This is a genomic window from Neisseria sp. P0001.S005 (genome assembly GCF_051963715.1).
Genome location: NZ_JBQCTZ010000442.1, coordinates 1 through 902, shown reverse-complemented (window position 1 = coordinate 902; position 902 = coordinate 1). Strand labels below are relative to the sequence as shown.

Here is a 902-nt window from a genome sequence, read left to right as displayed (position 1 = left end):
GGCAAGACTTTATCGCGGCCGTTTTCGCCCAAACGTTTTTGTTTGGCGCGCGCAGAACCTTCCACTACTGGGTTAACGATTTCCAAGTGTGACGGGTTGAATGCCAAAGAAACGTGCATCGGGCCATGTGGCGTAGCAATGTCGGAGCTGAAGCCCATGTGGTATTTCACGTCGCCACTAGGCAATTTGATTTCGGCACGGCCTTCAAACTCAGCGAACAAATCGCTGGGTTTTTTGCCCAAAATATTCACTAAAACATTCAGACGGCCACGGTGTGCCATACCGATGATGACTTCTTCCACGCCGTCTTTACCGGCATTTTGAATCAGGTAGTTCAAACCGGCAATCGCACTTTCGCCGCCTTCTACACCAAAGCGTTTTTGGCCGACATATTTGGTATGCAGGTAGCGTTCCAGAGTTTCGGCAGCAGTCATTTCTTTCAAGATACGGCGTTTTTGTTCAACGTTGTAGCTTGGCGTAGACAGTACACTTTCAAAATAATTGCGAACCCAGCGACGCTCTTCGGTATTTGGGATGTAGATGTACTCTACCGCGATATGGCCGCAGTAGGTTTGTTTGAGGTTGCTGATGATTTGGGAAAGAGGCAGTTTGCTCTGACCGGAAAAATCGCCCTCGCCCATATTGAACTGAAGCGCCATATCGGCATCTGACAGACCGTGGAATTTAGGATCGAGAGCTTCGATATTTTGAGGAGGAATACGTTTGAGCGGATCAAGTTGGGCTGCACCCACGCCTTGGATACGATAGGCAGAAATCAGTCGCAAAACGCTGACTTGCTTTTTCATCATTGCCTCATCCACACCGCCTGCGACGGCTGCGGCAATTTTCTTTTTAGCCAAAGTGGCAAATGATTCACGAATCGGTGTATGGGCAACATCGAC

General features: G+C 49.0%; 1 pseudogene. It reads right to left on the bottom strand.

Annotation, left to right across the window (positions count from 1 at the left end):
* A pseudogene (gene sucA / locus ACTHSP_RS20915) lies at positions 1-902 on the bottom strand (2-oxoglutarate dehydrogenase E1 component); the annotation flags it as partial.